The following is a 15,831-nucleotide window of genomic DNA, read 5'->3' on the forward strand; positions in this document are numbered from 1 at the left end:
CAGCGGTGAGCGACCTTGCCGCCAATCCGGAAGCTACGCCTTTGGCCGCGCCCCTTGCCGCCCCGATACGTCGCCTGGGCGTGCTGGCTTTTCTCGGCCGGATCGCCCGCACGCCGGCCGGTTTCATCGGGCTCGCCGTGGTGATCCTGCTGATCGGTTCCGCTGGCTTCGCCGATCTTCTCGCGCCCTATTCGCCGATCAAGATGGGCGTGGGCAAACGCTTCCTGGCGCCGAGCCTCGTCCATCTGCTCGGCACCGATGAGTTCGGACGCGACGTGTTCTCGCGCATGCTGTTCGGCAGCCGGCTCACCCTGCTCATCGGCGCCATCGCCGTCGGTATCTCGCTCACCATCGGCATGCTGATCGGCCTCGTCGCGGCCTATCGCGGCGGATGGGTCGAGATGGTTCTCATGCGGCTGACCGACGTGCTGCTGTCCTTCACCGAGACGCTGATCGCGCTCGCCTGCGTCGCCGTGCTCGGGCCGAGCCTGACCAATGCGATGATCGCGGTCGGCATCGCCGGCATTCCCTTCTATGCCCGCACCTGTCATTCGGCGGCACTGGTGGAGCGTTCCAAGCCGTATTTCGAGGCAAGCCTCGCCGCCGGCGCGGGGCATGCGCGGCTGGTCTTCCTGCATCTCCTGCCCAATGTGCTGCCGACCATGATCGTCGTGGCCACGCTCGGCATTTCCTCCGCCATCCTCGCGGCGGCGGGGCTGAGCTTCCTCGGCCTCGGCGCCCAGCCGCCGCAGCCGGAATGGGGCGCGATGCTCTCCGGCGCCCGCGATTATCTCGGCCGCGCGCCATGGCTGATGGCAATCCCCGGCTGCGCCATCGCCATCACCGTGCTCGGCTTCAACCTGCTCGGCGATGCGCTGCGCTCCGCCCTCGACCCCCGGGAGAACGGCGAATGACGATATCTCCCATTCTCGACGTTGCCGATCTGAAGGTGGCCTTCGGCACCGGCGCACCGGCGCGGGAGGTCGTGCGCGGCATCTCGTTCGAAGTCGGACGCGGGGAGACGCTGGCGATCGTCGGTGAATCCGGTTCGGGAAAATCGATCACCTCGCTCGCGATCATGGGCCTGCTGCCGAGAGGCAGCGCGATCGCGGGCGGTGCGATCCGGCTGGAGGGACAGAACCTCGTCGGCCTGCCGCAGGGTGCGATCCGCCGCCTGCGCGGCGAGCGCATGGCAATGATCTTTCAGGAGCCGATGACGTCGCTGAACCCGGTCCTTTCCATCGGCCGGCAGATGACCGAAGGCCCGGTTGCCCATGGCCGCGCCGATGCCCGCGCGGCGCGGGATCAGGCCGCCGCCTTTCTGGAGCGGGTCGGCATCGCCGATCCAGAGGGATGCCTGCGCCAATATCCGCACGAACTTTCCGGCGGCATGCGCCAGCGCGTGATGATCGCGGCGGCGATGATGATGCAGCCCGCGCTACTGATCGCCGACGAGCCCACGACGGCACTCGACGTCACCGTTCAGGCGCAGATCCTCGACCTGCTTCGCCGATTGACGCGCGAGACCGGAACGGCGCTGATGCTCGTCACCCACGACATGGGCGTGGTGGCCGAGATGGCCGACCGGGTGCTGGTGATGCGCCATGGCGCCGTCGTCGAGCAGGCCGAGGTCTCCCGCCTGTTCGCCTCGCCACGCCAGCCCTACACGCAGGCACTGCTCGCCGCCGTGCCGACCATCGACGGTCCATCTTCCGGCTCGCCCACGAACGCGACGCAGAGCGTGCCGGTCCTCGTCGCGCGCGGCGTCTCGAAAACCTTCGGCGCGCGCGGCCTGTTCTCACGTCGCCGGACGACGCGGGCGCTGGAGGACGTCAGCCTGTCGGTTGGCAGGGGTGAGATTGTTGCTGTGGTTGGCGAGAGCGGGTCCGGCAAGACGACGCTCGGCCGCGCCATGGCCTGTCTGATGGATATTGACGGCGGCATCATCGAGTTGGATGGCGAGAGCCTGACCACGCTCTCCGGCGATGCGCTACGCCGCAGGCGCGCCGGCATCCAGACCGTGTTCCAGGACCCCTATGCCTCGCTCGACCCCCGCTTCACCATCGGGCGGACGGTTGCCGAACCGATGCTGATTCATGGTCTCGCCAGCCGCGCCGAGGCAGGTCAGAAGGCGGGTGACCTCTTGGAGCGCGTCCAGCTCGACCGGCACATGGCGCAGCGCTACCCGCATGAACTCTCCGGCGGGCAGCGCCAGCGCGTGGCCATCGCGCGGGCGTTGGCGGCGGGGCCACGCGTCATCATCGCCGACGAGCCGACATCCGCGCTCGACGTCTCGGTGCAGGCACAGATCCTTGCCCTGCTTGCCGAGCTGCGCGAGCAGGACGGGCTGTCCTTCCTGTTCATTTCGCACGATCTCGCCGTGGTGCGGCGGATGGCGGACCGTGTCGCGGTGATGCGGGCCGGCCGGATTCTCGAACTCGGGCCGACCGAGGCCGTGCTGCATCAGCCGGCGCACCCCTATACACGCGCACTGCTCTCGGCCGTGCCCGTGCCGGATCCGCAACGGCGCGACAGGCCGCGGATCCGCATCGCGCCGGGAGCCTACCCTTCCGGACCGCTCGTCGAGGCCGCAGCAGCGCATTGGGTTGCATCATGACAATTGGAATTGCCGCCTATGGACCGAATGCCGGTCTCGCCGTTTTGCGCGCGCTTGCGGCCGTCGAGACCGTCGGGCGCGGGGCGATTGGCGGTTTTGTCAGTGTCGCCGCGCTCGCATCCTCCGGCGAGGTGATCCGGGCGGAGACGCAGGATGGCGGAACCGGCCGGCTCTTTCCGGGAGGGCTCGCCTTCGCGCCAACCGCTCTTCTCGAAGCTCCCATGGCAGGGCTGATGTCGAGCGGACCGGATCGTCCCGAGCCGCTGCGGCAGTTCACGCCGATCCTCAGCGGGGTAGGGCTGGTGACAGGGCACCGCATGCCGAACACCATCGGCGCCAGCGGTGTCAGCCTGAATGAGGAAGTGCTCGCCCTCATGCAGCGCGATCTCTCGCCCGAGGAGGCGGTGAAGCGCGTTGTCGCGGCCAACCCGCAGGTCGACGCCGGCATCATCGCTCTCTCGGCCGATGGCCATATCTTCGCGGCCAACACCGCCCATGTGAGACGGCGCAGCGATACCGGTGAGGCGCTTTCCGGCTCCCGCGAGGCCGGTGCTGTCGTGGCGGTGCTGCACAACGCCATCCATCCTTTCCGGCCTCTCGCATCGCTGGCCAGCGAGGTCGCGCTCGATACCATGCAGCCGGCCGACAAGCCGGATGGCTGGATCCGCTTTCGCGAAGGAGCCCGGCTGCGCCAGGGGCTCGCCAATGCAGTGGATGTCGCGGGAGACGGCCTGGTCGACACGATCTTTGTCGAGGATGCGCGGTTCCTTGCCGGCTCATGGAGCCTGGGGCTCGGCTATGAGACCACGGTCATCCGCTCCGATGCGGCGTTCGGCGTCATGCTGTATGAGCCGTACATGGTGGTGCAGGACGGGCAGCTCCGGACGGTAGACGGCAAGCCCGAGAAGCTGGTTCCGATACGTTGCTCGAGCCCAGCGCCTGCCTTTCCTGCTAGTTAAACATCTTCATATCGCGACCTGCTTCAATGTCCGCTCGCGGTGAATGCTTCAATTTCCGCTTCTGGCGCGCAGCCGTCGATAGCTGGCTCAATGCTCGCGCTAGGCGCTATAATTTAAACTCAAGAGCTGCTATTTCCGTGCTTGAAAAAGGCTGTGGATAACCGTCAAGGTGAACCGAACCAACGCAAAAACTTGCGTTTGTTGGTATTTTTGTTGAGTAATGCTGCGTGGTACGCGGCATGAAATTGAGCGCTATCAACACTTTGATCGTTCAATTCGACTCCCTTCCGCGCACCATGCCCCCGCCCGAAGGGCCCGGCGGCGTCCGATAATCAAGCTGGATCGATCGTCTGGTGTCCTGGCTCGTCCGGTGGCGGCCGGGATGGCGCCGGTACGTGCGGCAGATTCCTGCCACCTGCAGATTCCTGTCGCCTGCAGATGCGGCCTGCCGCGACGTGACGGCAGTCGCGTCCCCCGGAAAATCCTTCGGATGGGGCCGGTTTGCGATTATCGTCCGGTCGATCCGCGCCGGAATGATGAAAACCGGGTCGCCCAAGCGATTTGCGCATGGGCGCGGATGAAGATCGCAGGAGGCCTCAAGAAAAATTTCCGCCGCGATGTCGGTCTAGCCTTTCGCCGTTCGTCCTCGTGTCATCGGCGCCGGCTCACTTGGCCGCGGCGCCGGGGCAAGGGGCTCGGCCAAGGGAGCGAAAAGCGATGAACGTGCAGGCTTATCTGATGTTCAACGGCCGCGCCGAAGAGGCCATCGACTTCTACAAGAAGGCGATCGGCGCCGAAGTCACCATGCTGATGCGCTTCAAGGAAGCGCCCGAGCCGCCGCCGCCCGGCATGATCCCGGACGGCTGGGGCGACAAGATCATGCATTCCAGCTTCAAGGTCGGCGATGCCGAGCTGATGGCCTCCGATGGCTGCCAGTCCGACGAGGCCGGGTTCAACGGCATCTCGCTGGCGCTCTCGGTCAAGTCCCCGGAGGAGGCCGAGGCGACGTTCGCGGCCCTCTCCGAAGGCGGCCAGGTGACCATGCCGCTGGCCAGAACCTTCTTCTCGCCGAGCTTCGGCACGCTGACCGACCGTTTCGGCGTGTCCTGGATGGTCATCGTCTCCACCATGTGACGGGAGGGTGTCATGGCGAAGCAGGTCTTCATCCTGGTCGGTACCCGCAAGGGCGCCTTCATCCTCGAGAGCGACGCCGCGCGCCGCTCCTGGGAGGTGCGGGGCCCGTTCTGCGAGACCTGGCCGACCAACCACGTCGTCGCCGATCCGGCGAGCGGCACCATCTATGCCGGCGGCGGCAATGAATGGTTCGGCCCGGCCGTGTGGAAATCGACCGATTTCGGCGCTAGCTGGACCCATTCGAGCCAGGGCATCGCCTATGAGGCCGGTCAGGCGCCGGTGAAGGCGGTCTGGAGCCTCGCCGCCACCGAGGACGGCGGTCTCTATGCCGGCGTCGAGCCGGCCGGACTGTTCCGCAGCGAGGATGGCGGCGAAAGCTGGACCCATGTCGAGGGCCTGCAGAAGCATCCGACGCGGCCGGAATGGAATCCCGGCGGCGCCGGGCTGATCCTGCACTCGCTGGCGCTCGACCCTGCCGACGAGAACAGGATCTGGGTCGGTATCTCGGCCGCCGGTGTGTTCGCCACCGAGGATGGCGGCGTCACCTGGGAGACCCGCAATCGCGGCACCCGCGCCGACTACCTGCCCGAGGGGCAGAACTATCCCGAGTTCGGCCAGTGCGTGCATTGCCTCGTCATGGCGCCGGGCGGCGGCGAGCGGCTCTACCAGCAGAACCATTGCGGCATGTACCGCTCGGACGATGGCGGCCGGCGGTGGGAGAGCATCGAGGCCGGCCTGCCGTCCTCCTTCGGCTTTCCCGCCGCGGCGCATCCGCGCGATCGGGATTGCCTCTACCTCATCCCGCTGAACGGCGACATCAAGGGCCGCTTCATGCCGGAGGGCAACACCGCGGTGTGGCGCACCCGCGATGCCGGGCAAAGCTGGCAGGCCAAGCGCGAGGGGCTGCCGCAGGGCGGCGCCTATTTCAACGTGCTGCGCCAGGCGATGGCCACCGATACGATGGAGCCGGCCGGGGTGTATTTCGGCACCAATGCCGGCGGCCTCTATGCCAGTATCGACGAGGGCGAGACCTGGGAATGCGTCGCCCCGCATCTGCCGACCATCACCTCGGTCGAGACGCTGGTCGTCGAGCGGTGAGGGGACTGCCGAGGAGGCTGCGATGAGCGAGGAGGCGCTGCAGGAGAAGCCGGACGAGGCGGGGATGCCGGGGCGAGCCCCCGTGCTGGTGCGGCTGCCGCCGCATCTCGTCGTGCTGTTCCCCGGCGCCGAGCGGCGCGTCTCGCTCGTCGCCCGCAGCGTCGAGGAGATGGTGGGGGCGCTCGATGCGCTCTGGCCCGGCATGCGCGAGCGCATCTGCGACGAGACGCCGGCGATCCGGCGGCATATCAACGTGTTCGTCGACGGGCGACGCGCGGGTCTCTCGACGCCGCTCGCCCCGGGCGCGGACGTCTTTGTGCTCACCGCGATCAGCGGCGGCTGATCCTGCCAGGATTCCGAAAGGCCACACATGTTCTACGCCCTGCTCTGCTACCATCAGGAAGACGTCGTCTGCGCCTGGACCAAGGAGGAGGACGACGCGGTGATGGCACGGCTCGCCGTGGTCCACGACAAGCTGGCCAAGGCCGGCAAGCTCGGCCCCGCGGCGCGCCTGTTGCCGACCACAGCCGCCACCACGCTGCGCAAGGACCAGGATCCGCCCTTGGTGCTCGACGGTCCGTTCGCCGAGACCAAGGAACAGTTGCTCGGCTTCTACACCATCGATTGCGCCGATCTCGACGAGGCGCTGGGCGTCGCCCGCGAACTCGCCCGCGCCAATCCCGGCGGGGCCTATGAGGTGCGTCCCATCCGTCTCTTTCTGCCCGGCAGCCTCACGCCATGACGGACGAGGAGGCGCGCTGGATCGGCACCACTCTCGCCGCCGCGCGTCCCCAGGCGCTGGCCGCGCTGCTGCGCTATTTCCGCGACCTCGATCTCGCCGAGGAGGCGTTCCAGGAAGCCTGCCTCCGGGCGCTCAGGACCTGGCCGCAGAACGGCCCGCCGCGTGATGCCGCCGCCTGGCTCGTCTTCGTCGGCCGCAATGTCGCGCTGGATACGGTGAAACGCCGCGCGAAGCAGACCGAACTGCCGCCCGAGGAGGCATTCTCCGACATCGAAGACGCCGAGGCCGAGATGGCCGAGCGCATGGACGGATCGCATTATCGCGACGACGTGCTGCGGCTGCTGTTCATCTGCTGCCACCCGGACCTGCCGACGACGCAGCAGATCGCGCTCGCGCTGCGCATCGTCTCCGGGCTCTCGGTCAGACAGATCGCGCGCGCCTTCCTCGTGACCGAGGCGGCGATGGAGCAGCGCATCACGAGGGCGAAGGCGCGCGTGGCGAAGGCCCAGCTAGGCGACGCCGGCGTGCCGTTCGAGGCACCCGGCGCGGTGGAGCGCTCGGAGCGGCTCGGCATTGTCGCCGCCATGATCTATCTCCTCTTCAACGAGGGCTATTCCGCGGCCGGCGACACCTCCGCCGCGCGCGAGCCGCTGTGCGAGGAGGCGATCCGCCTCGCGCGGCTGCTGCTGCGCCTGTTCCCGGCCGAGCCCGAGATCATGGGTCTTGCCGCGCTCATGCTGCTCCAGCATGCCCGCGCCGGCACCCGCTTCGACGGCGACGGCGCGGTGATCCTGCTCGACCGCCAGGACCGCGGGCTCTGGAACGGGCCGATGATCGCCGAAGGACTCGCCCTGCTCGACAAGGCGATGCGCCACCGCCGGCCGGGACCCTACCAGGTGCAGGCGGCGATCGCGGCGCTGCATGCGCGGGCTGCAACGCCCGAGGATACCGACTGGGTGCAGATCGACCTGCTCTACGGCACGCTGGAGATCATGCAGCCCTCGCCGGTGGTGACGCTGAACCGGGCGGTGGCGATCTCGAAGCTGCGCGGGCCGGAGGCGGCGCTCGCCATGGTGGAGCCGCTCGGCGACCGGCTCTCCGGCTATTTCCACTATCACGGCCTGCGCGGCGCGCTGCTGATGCAGCTCGGGCGAACGAGCGAGGCGCGCGAAGGCTTCATGACCGCGATCGGCCTCGCCACCACGGCGGCGGAGGCCGCCCATATCCGCATGCATCTCGATGTGCTGAAGTAAGGGCGCGCGGCAGGACAGATCGAGCCGCGAGGCGCCCAGCCCGCCGGGAGATGGCGGCGGCGATCGTTCATCGATACGGTCCGGGCGCCGCCATGGGGCGCCGCTTGCAGACGACGGGAGCGGGTCGTCGGCGCGCTCACGCGGTCGAAGCCGGGGGATCATCGGGACCGGCGGAGGCTTCGGGCTCCGGCGGCCGCTGCGGCCAGCGCGCCAATGCCTCCCGCCCGGCCGGCGTAAGGGCGTAGACGCCGCGCTCGGTACGGGCGAACCAGCCATAGACGTTGTCCAGCAGGATTTTCCCGGCATCCGGCGCGCCCGCGCGCAGGTCGCGCGGGCGCCTCGGCTCCAGCGCCATCGCCGCGGCGATGGTCAGTGCCTGCTGGCGGTAGGCGGTCATGATGGGCGCGCGCGAACCGCCGCCCACGGCCGGGTCGCCCAGCCGGCGCCGGTGCTCCTCCACCAGCCGCGACCGGCGGCGGGGGTCCTTGCGCGGCATCTGCGAGGCCGGGCTGACGATGATCGTCACCTCGCCGGACTGCGAGACCGAGAGCATGCCGAATCCCAGCCGGCGGCAGAGATTGCGAAAGCGCGCGTCGCTTTCGCGGCCATTCCCGCGAAGCGAGGCGCGCGCCGCCAGCCAGACCTCGTCGCAGGCGCTCGCGCGATCGACGGCTTGAAGGACCAGCTCCAGATTGAAGCTGAGCTTCATCTCGCCGATGACGACGAGCGGTGTTCCGTCCCCGGAGAGCGCAAGCAGGTCACAGCCGCCGATCTCTCCCTTGACGGCGAAGCCGAGGCCTTCGAGGAACCGTTTGACCGGCAGGTAAAGCGACGTCTCCAGGATGGATTCTCCAAGGGTCGGCGGTGGTCGTCACATCCGCGGGCGGGCCGCGGCGAGCCTGGCATCGTCGGTCGGCCTGACGGCGATCCAGATGACGTGCCGCGCGCCGCCGCCTTTGCCGTTCGCGCGCACCCTGACCTCATCCACTGCAAACCCCGCCCTGCGAAGGCGGAGGGTGAAATCCCGGTCCGGCGCCGACGACCATACCGCCAGCACGCCGCTGGGGCGCAGCGCCGCGCGGGCGGCGGCAAGGCCATTTGTGTCGTAGAGGCCGTCATTGGCGGCGCGGGTCAGCCCTCCCGGACCGTTGTCGACATCCAGCAGGATCGCGTCGTAGCCGCTCCGGTCGGCGCGTATCAGGGGACCGACGTCGCCCTCGAACAGGCTGACGCGCGGATCGGTGAGGCTGGTCCCGAAAATCCCCGCCATCGGCCCGCGCGCCCAGGCGATGACCGCCGGCACCAGTTCCGCGACCACGATCTCCGCATCGGTCCCGAGTTCGGCCAGCGCCGCGCGCAGCGTGAAGCCCATGCCAAGTCCGCCGATGAGCAGCCGCGGCTTCGGGCGCTGGCCGAGCCGCTCGCAGACGAGCGTGGCCAGCGCCTTTTCGGATCCGCTGAGGCGGCTGTTCATCAGCTCCGTGGCGCCGGACATGATGGAGAATTCGTCGCCCCGCTTCATCAGGCGGAGGTCGCCGAACCCATCGGGCACTTTCGCGGTATCCAGCAGGGACCAGGGAATCATGGGGCAACCCATCGGGCGACGATGCGTGTCGCGTACCGCCCTTTCATGGGACAGAACAAGACCTGCGGCGAGGATTCACTGCAGGCGCTTGACCAGCGCCCGGGCGACAGCGGGTGCCGAGGCCGGATTCTGGCCGGTGATCAGCTCCCGATCCGTGACGAGATGCTCGGAGAACCGCGCCTCGGCCTGGCCGAACCGCGCGTCGGTCTGCTCGAGCGACGCGCCCGTTTCAGCCCGCAACCCTGGTCAGGCGATGCAGGGCGAAATCGGCGAAACAGTCGCCGGCGCCGCTGGCCAGAAACCGCTGCATGGCGGCGCCTTCCATGTGGGCGCGCCACTGGGCTTCGCTTTCCCAGCTTTCGACGAAGATGCGGACGCGGCCGTCGTCGAGCGACTGGTGCAGCTCGTAGCGCAGGCAGCCGTCCTCCTGGAGCGTCTCGGCGACCAGCTGTTCCTGGGCGGCACCGAGGGCGGCCTCCTTGCCGGGCTTGGCGGTGGTGATGGCGATGATGGTAAGGGGCTTCGACATCGGGCAGTCTCTCTCAGGCAATGGTGTTGACGAGGCCGCCCTCGGCGCGCAGGGCGGCGCCGTTGGTAGCGGATGAACGCGGGCTGGCGAGATAGGTGACGAGGCTCGCGACCTCTTCCGCTTCCACCATGCGCTGCAGGATCGACGCCGAACGGGCCGTGGCGAAGAATTCGGCCTCGATCTCACTGATGGGAGCGGACGGATCGCTCGCCTGGCTGCGCAGGAACGCCTCGATGCCTTCCGAACGCGTCGGCCCCGGCAGCACGGAATTGACCGTGACGCCGGTGCCGCGCGTCAGTTGCGCGAGGCCGCGCGAGACCGAGAGCTGCGCCGTCTTGGTGGTCGCGTAGTGGATCATGTCCTGCGGAATGGCGAGGCCGGATTCGCTGGAGATGAAGATGATCCGGCCGCGGTTCCGCTCCAGCATGCCGGGCAGATAGGCTCGGGACAGGCGCACGCCGCTCATCACGTTGACCTCGAAGAGGTGCGCCCAGTCGGCATCGGAGATGTCGCCGAAGGCCTTGCTTTCATAAATGCCGAGATTGTTGACGAGGATGTCGACCGCGGGCGCGGCTTCCGTGATCGCGGCGGCGCCTTCGGCGGTGGCGGCATCGGCCAGGATGCCGCGAATATCGGCGCCGCCGGACGCGGCGAGGTCGGCGATCGCGCGGTCGAGCCTCGCCCGGTCGCGGCCGGTAATGATGACGCCGGCCCCCTCGGAAGCGAGGGTGCGGGCGATTTCGAGCCCGATGCCGGCGGTGGCGCCGGTGACGAGTGCCGTCTTGTCGTTCAGTTGCAGGTCCATGGCGCAGATCCAGATTGAAGCTGGACACAGGCTATGGCTTGAGGACGCGAAGAACTATTTCCATATTGGTACATGCAGCTGTGAATGGAGTTCATCAGTGCCACGCATTCCGATGGAACGGTCGGGGGAGATGGAGGTGTTCGCGCGGGTCGTGCAGGAAGGCGGCTTTTCCGCCGCGGCGCGCAGCCTCGACCTCACGCCGTCAGCCGTCAGCAAGCTGATCGCGCGCCTGGAAACCAGGCTTGGTGCACGTCTTCTGGTGCGCACGACGCGGGCGTTGACGCTGACCGAGGAAGGCGAGGCCTATCACCATGCCGCCCTTCGGATCCTGCAGGATCTGAACGACGCCGATCAGGAAGTCGCCGGCGGCGCGGTACGCGGACGGCTGCGCGTCAGCGCCACCATCCCGTTCGGAACCATGTTCGTCGCGCCGGCCATGCCGGCCTTCATCGCGCGCAATCCGCATCTCGTCGTCGATCTGAGCTTTACCGACGGCATTGTCGATCTGGTGGCGCAAAAGACCGATGTCGCCATTCGCATGGGAAACCTGCCCGACAGCGGCCTCATCGCCCGCAAGCTTGGACAGAGCCGGCGCGTCGTCTGCGCCTCCCCCCTCTATCTGGAACGCAAGGGGAGGCCCGAAACGCCGGCCGACCTCGAACGTCACGATTGCGTGACCTTCAACTTTCGCCGTGCACGACCGTCATGGCCCTTCCGCCGGAACGGTCGGGAGGTCGAACAGCCGGTCACGGGAAGCCTTGTGGTGAACAATGGCGAGACGATGAAGCAGATGGTGCTCGCCGGCGCCGGCATCGCGCGGCTGGGGCTGTTTCACGTCGCGGCCGATATCGCCGCCGGAAGGCTCGTGCCCCTGCTGGAGGAGTGCAATCCCGGCGACCTTGAAATGATCCACGCGATCTATGTCGGCGGCGGCCCGGTGCCGCACCGGGTCCGCGCTTTCATCGAGCACATGATGGAGACGCTGAAAGGACCCTCGCCGCTGCAGGCGGCTTCCTAGCGGCGAGAGGTCGGTGCCGGCTCAGATCTTGTATTCGTAGAGCAGGCGGGCGCGGATCGTTCCCTCCAGCGCGCGTATGTCGGCGAGGACGCGCTGGCTGTCGGCCGCCGACGCGTCGGCGTCGAGCACCACATAGCCGATATCGGCATGGGTCTCGTAATATTGCGCGGCAATGTTGACGTGGTGGCGCGCCAGCACTTCGTTCAGCCGGCCGAGCATGCCCGGCAGGTTGCGCTGAACCTGGATGAACCGCGTGCCCAGCGGGCGCGCCGGCAATTGCACCTGCGGGAAATTGACCGCGCCCATGGTGGAGCCGTTATCGCTGTAATCTACCAGCTTGCGCGCCACCTCGGCGCCGATGCGCTCCTGCGCCTCTTCGGTCGACCCGCCGATATGCGGGGTCAGGATGACGTTCTCCAGCCCCTGCAGCGGCGAGACGAAGCGGTCATTGTTGGAGCCGGGCTCGACCGGAAAGACGTCGATCGCCGCGCCCCGAAGCCTGCCCTCGCGCAGGGCGTCGGCAAGCGCGTCCAGGTCGACCACCGTGCCGCGGCTGTTATTGATGAAATAGGCGCCGTGCTTCATCGCCGCGATTTCCTCGCGGCCGATCATCCCGTGCGTGGCCGCGGTTTCCGGCACGTGCAGGGTCACGACGTCGCTCAGCGCCAGCAGCTCGTGCAGACTTGCGGTCGATTCGGTATTGCCGTGCCGCAGCTTGTCGGTGTGGTCGTAGAAGATGACCCGCATGCCCATGGCTTCGGCAAGGTTCGACAGCTGCGAGCCGATATTGCCGTAGCCGATGATGCCGAGGGTCTTGCCGCGGACCTCGTGGCTGTTGCTCGCCGACTTGTCCCAGCGGCCTTCATGCGCCGCATTGGACCGCGTCAGGATGCGCCGCAGCAGCACGACGATCTCGCCGATCACCAGCTCCGCCACGCTTCGCGTGTTGGAGAACGGCGCGTTGAAGACGGGAATGCCGTGGACGCGGCAGGCATCGATATCCACCTGGTTGGTGCCGACGCTGAAGCAGCCGATGGCGATCAGCCGGTCCGCCGCCTCGAGGACATCCGCGGTGATATGCGTGCGCGAGCGGATGCCGAGAAGGTGCACCCCCTTGATGGCGTCCTTCAGCGCTTCGCCGTCGAGGGCCTTGGGCAGGCGCGTCACGTTGGAATAGCCCGCGGCGGTCATCATTTCCACGGCGCTGTCATTGACGCCTTCGAGAAGCAGCACCCGGATCTTGTCCTTGGCCAGCGAGAGTTGCGGCGAGTGAGAATGACGATCGTGCACGATCCCGGCGTCCTTCGGCGATGAATGAGCGAAGCGTGGAAGACCGTGGCGGGAAGCAGGGTTCGGCTTGGCGCAGCGGATCATCCGCCCTTGGGGTCGATCCTCGGGCGGGCGGGAACTTATCCCTTTTGCGGCTGTCGTCTAGACGGGGAACCCGTTGCCCGGCGCGCCGCGCAACCCTGCCTTGACGGAGGCGGGCCGGTCGCCGGCCGGCAATCGAGGCGCCGCCATCCGCTCACCGGCGGCTTGTGCGTGGCGTTCGCCGGCGCAGGTGACTATGGTCGCCCCTCCTCAAGCGATTCCGTGTGCCGCATGACAGCCGACATCTCCTCCATCGCCGCGCGCATTGCCGTCGAGATCGGCGCGCAGCCCCGGCAGGCCGTCGCGGCCATCGCCCTGCTCGACGAGGGCGCGACGGTTCCCTTCATCGCGCGCTATCGCAAGGAGGCCACCGGCGGTCTCGACGATACACAGCTGCGGCTGCTCGGCGACCGGCTGGTCTATCTGCGCGAGCTGGAGGCGAGGCGGAGCACGATCCTCGAATCCATCCGCCAGCAGGACAAGCTCACGCCGGAGCTGGACGCGGCGATCCTTGGCGCCGCGACCAAGGCCGAGCTGGAGGACATCTACCTCCCCTACAAGCCCAAGCGCCGCAACAAGGCCGACATTGCCCGCGAGCGCGGCCTCGGTGCGCTCGCCGAGGCGATCCTGGCGGATCGCGTCCTGGCGCCGGCCGAGCGCGCGCGGGCCTTCATCTCCGACGACGTGCCCGACGTGAAGAGCGCCCTCGAAGGCGCGCGCGACATCCTCTCCGAGCAGTTCGCGCAGAATGCCGACCTGCTCGGCCGGCTGCGCGCCTATCTCCAGGGGCGGGCCAATCTGCGCTCGCGCGCGGTCGCGGGGAAGGAGGAGGCGGGCGCCAAGTTCTCCGACTATTTCGACCATGTGGAGCGGTGGGCGAACGTGCCGAGCCACCGGGCGCTGGCCATGCTGCGCGGGCGCAATGAGGACGTGCTGACGCTGGAGATCGAGGTCGACGCGGACGATCCGCGGCCGGTGAAGCCGGTGATACGCCTGATCGCCGAGGCCTATGCGATCGGCGAACGGCTGCCGGGCGACGTCTGGCTGATGGAGGTCGCCGGCTGGACCTGGCGGGTGAAGCTGTCGCTCCATTTGTCGCTCGACCTGATGACCGAGCTGCGGCTGAAGGCGGATACCGAGGCGATCAACGTTTTCGCCCGCAACCTCAAGGACCTGCTGCTTGCCGCGCCGGCCGGCTCCCGGCCGACCATGGGGCTCGATCCCGGCATCCGTACCGGCGTCAAGGTGGCGGTGGTCGACGGCACCGGCAAGCTGGCGGCGACCACGACCGTCTATCCGTTTCCGCCCCGCAACGACGTTCGCGGCACGCAGGCCGAGCTTGCCGATCTGATCCGCAAGCACGGCGTCGAGCTGGTCGCCATCGGCAACGGCACCGGCGGGCGCGAGACGGAGAAGCTGGTCGCCGAGATGCTGGCCGACATGCCGCCGCCCCGGCCGCTCAAGGTCGTCGTCTCCGAGGCGGGCGCCTCGGTCTATTCGGCCTCCGAGGCGGCGGCCCTGGAATTTCCGGGCCTCGACGTGTCGCTGCGCGGCGCGGTCTCCATCGCCCGCCGCCTGCAGGACCCGCTTGCCGAGCTGGTGAAGATCGAGCCGAAATCGATCGGCGTCGGCCAGTACCAGCACGATGTCGACCAGTATTACCTGGCGCGCGCGCTCGACGCCGTGGTCGAGGATGCGGTGAACGCGGTCGGCGTCGACCTCAACACCGCCTCCGCCTCGCTGCTGGCGCGGGTGTCGGGCCTCGGCACCTCGCTCGCCGAAGCCATCGTCGCGCATCGCGACGCCAATGGCCGTTTTGCCAATCGGCGCCAGCTGCTCGACGTCGCCCGGCTCGGCCCGCGCACCTTCGAGCAATGCGCCGGCTTCCTGCGCATTCGCGACGGAAGCGAGCCGCTCGACGCTTCCGCGGTGCACCCGGAGGCTTATGGCATCGCCCGCAAGATCGTCGCCGCCTGCGGGCGGGACCTGCGGGTGCTGATGGGCGACAGCTCGGTCCTCGGTGCGCTGGACCCCCGCGCGTTCGTCGACGAACGCTTCGGCCTGCCGACGGTGCGGGACATCATCGCCGAGCTGGACAAGCCCGGCCGCGATCCGCGTCCGGCCTTCCGCACCGCGACCTTTGCCGAGGACATAGACGACATCAAGCATCTCAAGCCCGGCATGGAGCTGGAGGGCACGGTGACGAACGTCGCCGCCTTCGGCGCCTTCGTCGATATCGGCGTCCACCAGGACGGGCTCGTGCACGTGTCGCAGCTGGCCGACCGCTTCGTGAAGGACGCGCATGAGGTGGTGAAGGTCGGCGACGTGGTGAAGGTGCGGGTGCTGGAGGTCGACCTCAAGCGCAAGCGCATCGGGCTTTCGATGCGGCGCGATGCCGGGGCCAGCGCTTCGAAGGACAAGGACCCGCCGGAGCGTGACAGTCGCGGCCTCGCCGACAAGGCCGCGACTGGCCGCGGCGCCCCGTCCAAGCCTGCGCCGCGGGAGCCCCAGGGCGCGCTCGGCGCCGCCCTGATGGATGCGCTCAAAAAGCGGTGAGAGCGGGAGCGGACGGCGTCGGCGCGCGGAGGACGGCGGAAGCCCGTTTATGTGCCGGCTAATCATCAATTTCCGATGTATTGATTTGCCGTCGTTTCGGCAGGCGTCGGCCCATGCCGCGCGGCGCCGGTCTTCATGGCGGATAGTCGGCGGCGCGATCCGCC

Annotated in this window: 16 protein-coding genes; 10 read left to right on the forward strand and 6 right to left on the reverse strand. The window is 68.3% G+C overall.

All coding sequences use genetic code 11. From position 1 onward, the window contains the following. Window positions 1–5 precede the first annotated feature (5 nt). From AC1RU4_RS15940 to AC1RU4_RS15975, 8 genes are all read left to right on the forward strand, one after another. Window positions 6–914 (forward strand): ABC transporter permease, encoded by a 909-nt coding sequence (locus tag AC1RU4_RS15940; protein ID WP_492892091.1) that lies wholly within the window; start codon window positions 6–8, stop codon window positions 912–914. Further along, the gene (locus AC1RU4_RS15945; protein ID WP_492892234.1) at window positions 911–2,617 is read left to right on the forward strand and encodes an ABC transporter ATP-binding protein; all 1,707 of its coding nucleotides are present in this window, start codon (window positions 911–913) and stop codon (window positions 2,615–2,617) included. Before AC1RU4_RS15940 ends, AC1RU4_RS15945 begins: the two co-directional genes overlap by 4 nt. Beyond that, a complete protein-coding gene (locus AC1RU4_RS15950; protein WP_492892092.1) occupies window positions 2,614–3,576 on the forward strand; it encodes a DUF6963 family protein in 963 nt (320 codons plus the stop codon). Before AC1RU4_RS15945 ends, AC1RU4_RS15950 begins: the two co-directional genes overlap by 4 nt. A gap of 717 nt (window positions 3,577–4,293) precedes the next feature. Next, window positions 4,294–4,710: a VOC family protein gene (locus AC1RU4_RS15955; RefSeq protein ID WP_492892093.1), complete on the forward strand. Its 417-nt coding sequence runs from the start codon at window positions 4,294–4,296 to the stop codon at window positions 4,708–4,710. Window positions 4,711–4,722: 12 nt separating this feature from the next. Then, on the forward strand, window positions 4,723–5,808 hold the full coding sequence (locus tag AC1RU4_RS15960; protein WP_492892094.1) for a WD40/YVTN/BNR-like repeat-containing protein: 1,086 nt from the start codon (window positions 4,723–4,725) through the stop codon (window positions 5,806–5,808). 22 nt (window positions 5,809–5,830) lie between these two features. Beyond that, a complete protein-coding gene (locus AC1RU4_RS15965) occupies window positions 5,831–6,151 on the forward strand; it encodes a ubiquitin family protein (protein WP_492892095.1) in 321 nt (106 codons plus the stop codon). 27 nt (window positions 6,152–6,178) lie between these two features. Beyond that, window positions 6,179–6,550 (forward strand): YciI family protein, encoded by a 372-nt coding sequence (locus AC1RU4_RS15970; RefSeq protein ID WP_492892096.1) that lies wholly within the window; start codon window positions 6,179–6,181, stop codon window positions 6,548–6,550. Beyond that, the gene (locus AC1RU4_RS15975) at window positions 6,547–7,803 is read left to right on the forward strand and encodes an RNA polymerase sigma factor (RefSeq protein WP_492892098.1); all 1,257 of its coding nucleotides are present in this window, start codon (window positions 6,547–6,549) and stop codon (window positions 7,801–7,803) included. The genes AC1RU4_RS15970 and AC1RU4_RS15975 overlap by 4 nt, the downstream gene beginning before the upstream one ends. 136 nt (window positions 7,804–7,939) lie before the next feature. On the opposite strand, the gene AC1RU4_RS15980 is transcribed toward AC1RU4_RS15975, so the two are convergent. The 5 genes from AC1RU4_RS15980 to AC1RU4_RS16000 all read right to left on the reverse strand — a co-directional run bounded on the left by AC1RU4_RS15980 (window position 7,940) and on the right by AC1RU4_RS16000 (window position 10,722). Beyond that, window positions 7,940–8,644 (reverse strand): DUF2161 domain-containing phosphodiesterase, encoded by a 705-nt coding sequence (locus AC1RU4_RS15980; RefSeq protein ID WP_492892235.1) that lies wholly within the window; start codon window positions 8,642–8,644, stop codon window positions 7,940–7,942. A gap of 30 nt (window positions 8,645–8,674) precedes the next feature. Then, window positions 8,675–9,388, reverse strand: a complete 714-nt coding sequence (locus AC1RU4_RS15985; protein ID WP_492892099.1) for a spermidine synthase — start codon at window positions 9,386–9,388, stop codon at window positions 8,675–8,677. 75 nt (window positions 9,389–9,463) lie between these two features. Continuing rightward, window positions 9,464–9,628, reverse strand: a complete 165-nt coding sequence (locus tag AC1RU4_RS15990) for a hypothetical protein (protein WP_492892243.1) — start codon at window positions 9,626–9,628, stop codon at window positions 9,464–9,466. Next, window positions 9,618–9,917, reverse strand: coding sequence for a putative quinol monooxygenase (locus tag AC1RU4_RS15995; protein ID WP_492892100.1), 300 nt, complete (start codon window positions 9,915–9,917; stop codon window positions 9,618–9,620). The genes AC1RU4_RS15990 and AC1RU4_RS15995 overlap by 11 nt, the downstream gene beginning before the upstream one ends. 13 nt (window positions 9,918–9,930) lie before the next feature. Then, window positions 9,931–10,722, reverse strand: a complete 792-nt coding sequence (locus AC1RU4_RS16000; RefSeq protein ID WP_492892101.1) for an SDR family NAD(P)-dependent oxidoreductase — start codon at window positions 10,720–10,722, stop codon at window positions 9,931–9,933. 97 nt (window positions 10,723–10,819) lie between these two features. On the opposite strand from AC1RU4_RS16000, the gene AC1RU4_RS16005 reads away from it, so the two are divergent. After that, window positions 10,820–11,740 carry a LysR family transcriptional regulator gene (locus AC1RU4_RS16005; RefSeq protein ID WP_492892236.1) on the forward strand — a complete coding sequence of 307 codons (921 nt, stop codon included), beginning with the start codon at window positions 10,820–10,822 and terminating at the stop codon, window positions 11,738–11,740. Window positions 11,741–11,761: 21 nt separating this feature from the next. On the opposite strand, the gene serA is transcribed toward AC1RU4_RS16005, so the two are convergent. After that, window positions 11,762–13,030 (reverse strand): phosphoglycerate dehydrogenase, encoded by a 1,269-nt coding sequence (gene serA / locus AC1RU4_RS16010; RefSeq protein WP_492892102.1) that lies wholly within the window; start codon window positions 13,028–13,030, stop codon window positions 11,762–11,764. A gap of 312 nt (window positions 13,031–13,342) precedes the next feature. Here serA and AC1RU4_RS16015 point away from each other — a divergent pair, with 312 nt between their 5' ends. Next, window positions 13,343–15,667: a Tex family protein gene (locus tag AC1RU4_RS16015; RefSeq protein ID WP_492892103.1), complete on the forward strand. Its 2,325-nt coding sequence runs from the start codon at window positions 13,343–13,345 to the stop codon at window positions 15,665–15,667. Window positions 15,668–15,831: the final 164 nt, after the last annotated feature.

This window comes from Ancylobacter sp. GW821-FHT10E12 (genome assembly GCF_058809335.1).

Bases quoted from the DNA above. Each gene is read 5' to 3' on its own strand.
- AC1RU4_RS15950 (WP_492892092.1), top strand. From the start codon at position 2,614: ATGACAATTGGAATTGCCGCCTATGGACCGAATGCCGGTCTCGCCGTT.
- AC1RU4_RS15955 (WP_492892093.1), top strand. From the start codon at position 4,294: ATGAACGTGCAGGCTTATCTGATGTTCAACGGCCGCGCCGAAGAGGCC.
- AC1RU4_RS15975 (WP_492892098.1), top strand. From the start codon at position 6,547: ATGACGGACGAGGAGGCGCGCTGGATCGGCACCACTCTCGCCGCCGCG.
- AC1RU4_RS15960 (WP_492892094.1), top strand. From the start codon at position 4,723: ATGGCGAAGCAGGTCTTCATCCTGGTCGGTACCCGCAAGGGCGCCTTC.
- AC1RU4_RS15995 (WP_492892100.1), bottom strand. From the start codon at position 9,917: ATGTCGAAGCCCCTTACCATCATCGCCATCACCACCGCCAAGCCCGGC.
- AC1RU4_RS15965 (WP_492892095.1), top strand. From the start codon at position 5,831: ATGAGCGAGGAGGCGCTGCAGGAGAAGCCGGACGAGGCGGGGATGCCG.
- AC1RU4_RS15945 (WP_492892234.1), top strand. From the start codon at position 911: ATGACGATATCTCCCATTCTCGACGTTGCCGATCTGAAGGTGGCCTTC.
- AC1RU4_RS15970 (WP_492892096.1), top strand. From the start codon at position 6,179: ATGTTCTACGCCCTGCTCTGCTACCATCAGGAAGACGTCGTCTGCGCC.
- AC1RU4_RS15985 (WP_492892099.1), bottom strand. From the start codon at position 9,388: ATGATTCCCTGGTCCCTGCTGGATACCGCGAAAGTGCCCGATGGGTTC.
- AC1RU4_RS16015 (WP_492892103.1), top strand. From the start codon at position 13,343: ATGACAGCCGACATCTCCTCCATCGCCGCGCGCATTGCCGTCGAGATC.
- AC1RU4_RS16000 (WP_492892101.1), bottom strand. From the start codon at position 10,722: ATGGACCTGCAACTGAACGACAAGACGGCACTCGTCACCGGCGCCACC.